Source organism: Mesorhizobium sp. M7A.F.Ca.US.006.04.2.1, assembly GCF_004022915.1.
Classification (GTDB): Bacteria; Pseudomonadota; Alphaproteobacteria; order Rhizobiales; family Rhizobiaceae; genus Mesorhizobium; species Mesorhizobium ciceri.
On sequence record NZ_RZQA01001536.1, the window covers coordinates 1 to 651 of the forward strand.

At 65.4% G+C, this 651-nt stretch carries 1 protein-coding gene; it reads left to right on the top strand.

What is annotated here, in order from left to right:
• Window positions 1-520: FAD-dependent oxidoreductase (locus tag EN925_RS38585; RefSeq protein ID WP_164894819.1), on the top strand; the 520-nt coding region annotated here is incomplete at its 5' end.
• Between the last annotated feature and the right edge of the window lie 131 nt (window positions 521-651).

The window sequence follows — 651 nt, forward strand, 5'->3', positions numbered from 1 at the left end:
TAAGCAACTGGCCGCCCGAACGATCCTGTGGGCAGCCGGCGTTGCCGCTTCGCCAGCCGCTGAATGGCTGGGAGCGAAGGCGGACCGCGCGGGCAGGGTGCTGGTCGAGCCCGATCTAAGTGTGCGTGGCAGCCCGGAGATCTTCGTCATCGGCGACGCCGCTCATGTGCTGCGGCCAGACGGGCGGCCGGTTCCCGGCGTGGCGCCTTCCGCCAAGCAGGAGGGCCGACATGTTGCGGCTACCATCAAGGCCAGGCTCGGCGGCGACACGACCGCGCGTCCTTTCCACTACAGGCATGCCGGCGATCTGGCGACGATCGGCAAACGCGCCGCCGCCATCGATTTCGGCTGGATCAAGCTCACCGGCTGGCTCGCCTGGTGGCTGTGGGGAGTGGCCCACATCTATTTCCTGATCGGCTTTCGCAACCGGCTTGCTGTTTCGCTGAGCTGGCTATGGATCTACGCGACGGGGCAACGCAGCGCGCGGCTGATCACCCAGGGCGACGACGACAAGGGCTGATTTCCTCACCGGCACCGTTCATCCGCACGTCATCTGTTGCTGGTCGACTGACCTTCCGATGCACGCAACTTCTTGAATGGACTTGAGCCGATTTCGGCGCGAAGTTCGCTTCGGGGCAGGGCGTGTCACGT